Annotated in this window: 6 protein-coding genes; 2 read left to right on the top strand and 4 right to left on the bottom strand. The window is 43.1% G+C overall.

All coding sequences use genetic code 11. The annotated features are described in order from the left end of the window. On the bottom strand, nucleotides 1–1,002 hold a 1,002-nt coding region (locus ACP45E_RS05470; RefSeq protein WP_069584778.1), incomplete at its 3' end, for a phosphoglycerate kinase. A gap of 152 nt (nucleotides 1,003–1,154) precedes the next feature. Then, nucleotides 1,155–2,186, bottom strand: a complete 1,032-nt coding sequence (epd, locus tag ACP45E_RS05475) for an erythrose-4-phosphate dehydrogenase (RefSeq protein ID WP_017035144.1) — start codon at nucleotides 2,184–2,186, stop codon at nucleotides 1,155–1,157. A 230-nt stretch (nucleotides 2,187–2,416) separates the two neighbouring features. Here epd and ACP45E_RS05480 point away from each other — a divergent pair, with 230 nt between their 5' ends. Next, nucleotides 2,417–2,650 carry a hypothetical protein gene (locus ACP45E_RS05480; RefSeq protein ID WP_017035143.1) on the top strand — a complete coding sequence of 78 codons (234 nt, stop codon included), beginning with the start codon at nucleotides 2,417–2,419 and terminating at the stop codon, nucleotides 2,648–2,650. Between the two features lie 92 nt (nucleotides 2,651–2,742). Here the strand turns inward: ACP45E_RS05480 and rraB are convergent, their stop codons facing one another. Continuing rightward, nucleotides 2,743–3,165: a ribonuclease E inhibitor RraB gene (gene rraB / locus ACP45E_RS05485; protein WP_017035142.1), complete on the bottom strand. Its 423-nt coding sequence runs from the start codon at nucleotides 3,163–3,165 to the stop codon at nucleotides 2,743–2,745. Between the two features lie 560 nt (nucleotides 3,166–3,725). Here rraB and arcA point away from each other — a divergent pair. Further along, on the top strand, nucleotides 3,726–4,961 hold the full coding sequence (arcA, locus tag ACP45E_RS05490; protein WP_017035141.1) for an arginine deiminase: 1,236 nt from the start codon (nucleotides 3,726–3,728) through the stop codon (nucleotides 4,959–4,961). A gap of 66 nt (nucleotides 4,962–5,027) precedes the next feature. Here arcA and ACP45E_RS05495 read toward each other — a convergent pair. Then, the coding region (locus ACP45E_RS05495; RefSeq protein WP_241824273.1) for a metallopeptidase TldD-related protein at nucleotides 5,028–5,705 on the bottom strand (678 nt) is incomplete at its 5' end.

The raw sequence follows: 5,705 nt of genomic DNA on the forward strand, positions 1-5,705 counted from the left end.
ACCTGCAGAGTCAGCGATTGCTTTAGAAATACCAGCAGTACCTGCTTCAAAGTTTTTGAATTCAAATACGCCAACTGGGCCATTCCAAAGAATCGTTTTAGCATTGCCGATGATTTCAGCTAGAGCCGCTGTTGAATCAGGGCCAAGGTCGAAGATCATGTCGTCGTCTTGAACTTCAGAAACGTGCTTGATTTCAGCTTCAGCATTTTCATCAAATGCTTTTGCACATGCAACGTCAGTCGCTACAGGGATAGCACACTCTTTCATGAGCTTTTGAGCCGTTTCAACCAGGTCTGCTTCGTATAGAGACTTACCTACGTTGTGGCCTTCAGCAGCGATGAAAGTGTTCGCGATACCACCGCCAACAACCAGTTGGTCAGCGATTTTAGAAAGAGACTCAAGAACCGTTAGCTTAGTTGATACTTTAGAACCACCAACAATAGCCACTAATGGACGTGCTGGGTTGTCCATTGCTTTACCAAGCGCTTCAAGCTCAGCAGCAAGAAGAGGACCCGCACACGCGATAGGTGCATAAGTACCAACACCGTGAGTAGAAGCTTGTGCACGGTGAGCCGTACCGAATGCATCCATTACGAAGATGTCACACAGTGCTGCGTACTGCTTAGAAAGTGCTTCTTCGTTCTTCTTTTCGCCTTTGTTAAAACGAACATTTTCAAGAACAACCAGTTCACCCGCGTTTAGCTCTAGGCCATCTAGGTAATCTTTAGCGAGTTTAACGTCGCAATCTAGTGCGTCGTTTAGGTAGTTAACAACAGGAGCTAGAGAGAACTCTTCGTTGTATTCGCCTTCAGTAGGACGACCAAGGTGAGAAGTAACCATAACTTTTGCGCCAGCTTCTAAGCACAGTTTGATAGTTGGTAGCGATGCAAGAATACGTGCATCTGAAGTTACTTTACCGTCTTTTACTGGCACGTTAAGGTCAGCACGGATGAAAATGCGTTTACCTGCAAGTTCCAGGTCAGTCATCTTGATTACAGACATGTTTGTCCTCTCAAATAATTTAATAAATAAAGTTTTTGGAAACCCGGCAACCCTGCCGAGCCTAATAATTCTTCAAACTGGTACTTATATGGAGATACATCGCTTTATTTCAACCTTAGAAATAAACATTTCTCCACGGCATCCTTTCCATTCTATTTGAACTGGGATGCTTGCATTGCGAGCGCGGTATCCAGCATACGATTCGCAAAGCCCCATTCGTTATCACACCATACGAGCATCTTAACAAGGTGCCCATTGCTTACTCGTGTTTGTGAACCATCGACTATCGCGCTATGAGGATCGTGATTAAAGTCGATAGAAACAAGCGGCGCTTCAGTATAGTCAACAATGCCATCTAATGTACACTGAGATGCGGTCAAAATGGTTTGATTTACGTCATTAACTTTCACATTTGTATTAATTGTGACACTTAAATCCATAGCTGTGACGTTTACTGTGGGAACTCTGACAGAAATGGCTTCAAATTTGTTGGAAAATTTCGGAAAAATCCGTTCAATCCCCTTATGAAGCTTAGTATCGACCGGAATAATAGATTGGCTGGCGGAACGGGTTCGGCGCAGATCACTGTGATAAGCATCGATCACTTGCTGATCATTCATCGAAGAGTGAATGGTTGTGATCGTCCCCGACTCAATACCAAAGTGCTCATCAAGCACCTTAATGATTGGAACAATACAATTTGTTGTACAAGAACCGTTAGACACAATTCTATCATTCTGAGTTAAGGTGTCGTGGTTAACGCCATAGATGATGGTGTTATCAAGATCGCTGTCACCAGGGTGTGAAAACAACACTTTCTTTGCCCCTGCCGCTATATGCGCCTCGCCATCGGCACGACATCCATAAACGCCAGTGCAATCGAGAACAAGATCAACGTCGAGATCTCGCCATGGTAATAATTCAATATCCGCCAAATGAAGAATGCGAATCGTATCTATGGTTTTATCACCGTGATGAATGTACATATGCTCTTGATCATTCGTCACTTTTTTTCCAAATCGACCGTGGCTAGTATCATATTGAAGAAGGTGAGCCATCGCATCTGGCTGAGCTAGCTCATTGACAGCAACGATCTTAATTTGATGGTCTTTACCACTTTCATACAGTGCACGCAGAATGTTACGACCGATACGGCCAAATCCATTGATCGCTACTTTTAACATAATCCCATTGCCTTACTTCACTCGAATCGTCTTCACAAAGTTTGTGCTACAGATACTAACTGATAGTGGTGAAAAGCGCATCAATATCGTGACTTGCCTCGACTAATGCTAACACTCAGTTTGAGCAACTACGCCAACATATAGCATATTAATGATTGTGATGCTGACGTATTGGTGGTGTGTATTTTTGGCTGTTTCTTGCCTATTTTTTCAACCAAAAGGACCGCACTATGTCATACCCAGCTACTCACTTTTGTAAACAATGCAATCAAGACACCAAGCACGGTGAAGTCCTAGTACGCAAGCCTAGCAGCTACGATACACAGACAACCATGCGCGGTAGAATCTTACTGTTCTTGAGAGAGTTTATTAACGGCGGGCATTACTACAACATGGATCGTTATGTGACATGTAAAACGTGTGGTCACCGTGAGCTCGACAATAAAGGTAATGAATTTGAGTAGATCACAACATTAATACTGATTTCATTCAAATTGGAAGCATTAAAAAACCGAGCAATTTTTGCTCGGTTTTTTTAAAATATATAACTCAGCGGTTATTTTTCGTCTTCTTCACCGTCATCTTCTTCATCAAACAACGCATCTTCGCCTTCGTAGTATGTGCCCCAGCCGTCATAGATGATGTCGTATTTCTCAGCAAGATTAACCAACTTTTCTACTTGCGCATCAATCGTTGCGGCATTTAAAGCTGATTGCATTGTGGCATCACAACAAAGAAGCTTTTTGCCATCTTCATCTTCAGTCTCTTCTGCTTCTAGAACTTCAAAGCCCATCTTAAAGGCTTCTACTGCTGCTTTTTCTAACGTAGCAAAATCTTCTGCAAATAAATGATGTTCAATCTCGTACAGCGAATCGGGTTCACTACCATCTTCCAACAAGGCTTGAATGATATCGCGAGTCTCTTCCTTTTGAATCTCAATTAAGTCTTCTACTGATAGATAGTCATCTGCGTGAGACATAGTGTGTGCTCCGGATCGTGTTCATAAAATTGAAAATAATTGCTGCGAAATATCGCATGGTTCGAGAAAAATTGCCACCAACAAAGCGATCCTTGTAAGATCTTTATCTTAGAACGGTAGAATAATCTGCCCGGCTATTGTCTGGTTTACATTTTTTCAACATTCATCACTCTATTGTAAAATTCAGAGTTTTATCTTACGGGTGTCCTTATCTTTTTTACGCAAAAAGTGCGTGAATATGGTCAAACACTGAATATCATTATTTTTCCAAATTTGAATAAAGATTTACACATCTGCTCAGTTTACCTCTAAGGTGAATATCTATTCGAGATTCGCTCAATATTTCTCTTCTATGCTACATAAAGAAAACGCATAGACACGCAATAGGTATTAATCTATCACTAGCACTTAATGCAAAGTTTATATCTATACAACAGCAAAATAACAGGGAATAAATCTTAAAAATAAACTTAATACAGTGATTCACATCCACATTGCCACTTGCATCTTTACCGTAAGCTTGTCATAACTAACGACTGGAATTTTAGTAAGGATACGAAATGAGTAAGTTGTACGTTGGATCTGAAGTCGGTCAGTTAAGACGAGTATTATTAAACCGACCTGAGCGTGCGCTCACTCACCTCACCCCATCAAACTGCCACGAATTGCTTTTTGACGATGTGCTCGCTGTCGAAGCCGCGGGGGAAGAACACGATGCTTTTGCCAAGACGCTCACTAATCAAGGTGTGGAAGTTTTACTGTTGCATGATCTTCTGGTCGATACCCTGGCGATAGAAGAAGCAAAAACCTGGCTGCTCAACACTCAAATTTCTGATTATCGCTATGGACCTGTCTTTGCAAAAGATTTGCGTCATTACCTAAACGAAATGACCAATGATCACCTAGCAACGGTTCTATTAGGGGGTTTAGCGTACTCCGAGCTTAAGATTCAATCGTCTTCGATGCTGCCTAAAATGCACAGACCGTTGGACTTTGTTATTGAACCTCTTCCCAATCATTTGTTCACCCGAGATACGTCTTGTTGGGTTTATGGCGGTGTGTCTCTCAACCCAATGATGAAAGCGGCACGTCAACGTGAAACGAATCATTTGCGCGCGATCTATCGTTGGCATCCAGTCTTTGCAGGGCAAGATTTTATTCAATACTTTGGCAACGAAGATCTTCATTATGATAATGCCAATATTGAAGGGGGGGATGTCCTTGTTATCGGCAATGGTGCGGTACTGATTGGCATCTCTGAGCGAACCACCCCTCAAGGTGTCGAAAACTTTGCAGCCAACCTGTTTAAACATGGCCAAGCGAAAGAGGTGATCGCAGTTGATCTTCCTAAACATCGCTCGTGCATGCACCTCGATACGGTCATGACACACATGGATATCGACACGTTCTCTGTTTATCCGGAGATCATGCGTAAAGATCTTGATACCTGGCGTCTCACACCCAAAAGTAACGAGGCCATCGGATCAACCGAGATGAACGTGGAAAAAGTACCAAGCTACACTCACGCCATTGAAAACGCATTAGGGTTGGATTATTTAAAGATCATTACCACCGGCGGCGATAGTTACGAAGCTGAACGGGAACAATGGAACGATGCCAATAACGTTTTAACCGTGAAACCCGGTGTGGTTATCGGTTATGAGCGTAACGTGTATACCAATGAAAAATACGACAAAGCAGGGATTGAGGTATTAACCATTCCTGGAAATGAGCTTGGTCGCGGTCGCGGTGGCGCACGTTGTATGAGTTGCCCAATCGAGCGCGACGGTATTTAGAAAAAGCCGAAGAAGAAGCGAAACAGCAGGCAGAAAATAGGGAGAGTTTAAGCTCTCCCTTTTTTATTACTCAGTACCACCAACGGTTAACATATCGAGTTTCAATGTCGGCTGTCCCACACCAACAGGCACACTTTGTCCGGCTTTACCACAAACACCCACACCACGGTCTAAACTGAGATCGTTGCCGACCATAGATACTTGCTGCATCGCTTCAATACCAGAACCAATCAAGGTTGCGCCTTTGACTGGATGCGTGATTTTACCGTCTTCAATCATATACGCTTCAGACGCAGAGAAAACAAATTTCCCTGATGTGATATCAACCTGGCCACCGCCAAAGTTCGGAGCGTATAAGCCTCTTTTAACCGTCGAGATGATTTCTTCAGGCGAATGTTCGCCAGGCAGCATGTAGGTATTGGTCATGCGAGGCATAGGCAAATGTGCGTAAGACTCACGGCGACCATTACCCGTAGGCGCAACCCCCATTAAGCGAGCGTTGAGTTTGTCTTGCATGTAGCCTTTGAGTTGACCATTTTCTATTAGGGTATTGTATTGGCCACTCACCCCTTCATCGTCCACATTCAGTGAACCACGCAAATCTTTTAACGTGCCATCATCAACAATCGTACAATGTTTAGAAGTGACCATTTCACCGATTTTTCCAGAGAAAACCGATGACTCTTTACGGTTAAAATCACCTTCTAGGCCATGGCCTACCGCTTCATGAAGCAATACACCCGG

The sequence above is a fragment of the Vibrio genomosp. F10 str. 9ZD137 genome, assembly GCF_049974785.1.
Classification (GTDB): Bacteria; Pseudomonadota; Gammaproteobacteria; order Enterobacterales; family Vibrionaceae; genus Vibrio.

What these genes read in the sequence shown, in the direction of transcription:
- epd (WP_017035144.1), bottom strand. Translation starts at nt 2,186, where the DNA reads ATGTTAAAAGTAGCGATCAATGGATTTGGCCGTATCGGTCGTAACATT.
- ACP45E_RS05480 (WP_017035143.1), top strand. Translation starts at nt 2,417, where the DNA reads ATGTCATACCCAGCTACTCACTTTTGTAAACAATGCAATCAAGACACC.
- rraB (WP_017035142.1), bottom strand. Translation starts at nt 3,165, where the DNA reads ATGTCTCACGCAGATGACTATCTATCAGTAGAAGACTTAATTGAGATT.
- arcA (WP_017035141.1), top strand. Translation starts at nt 3,726, where the DNA reads ATGAGTAAGTTGTACGTTGGATCTGAAGTCGGTCAGTTAAGACGAGTA.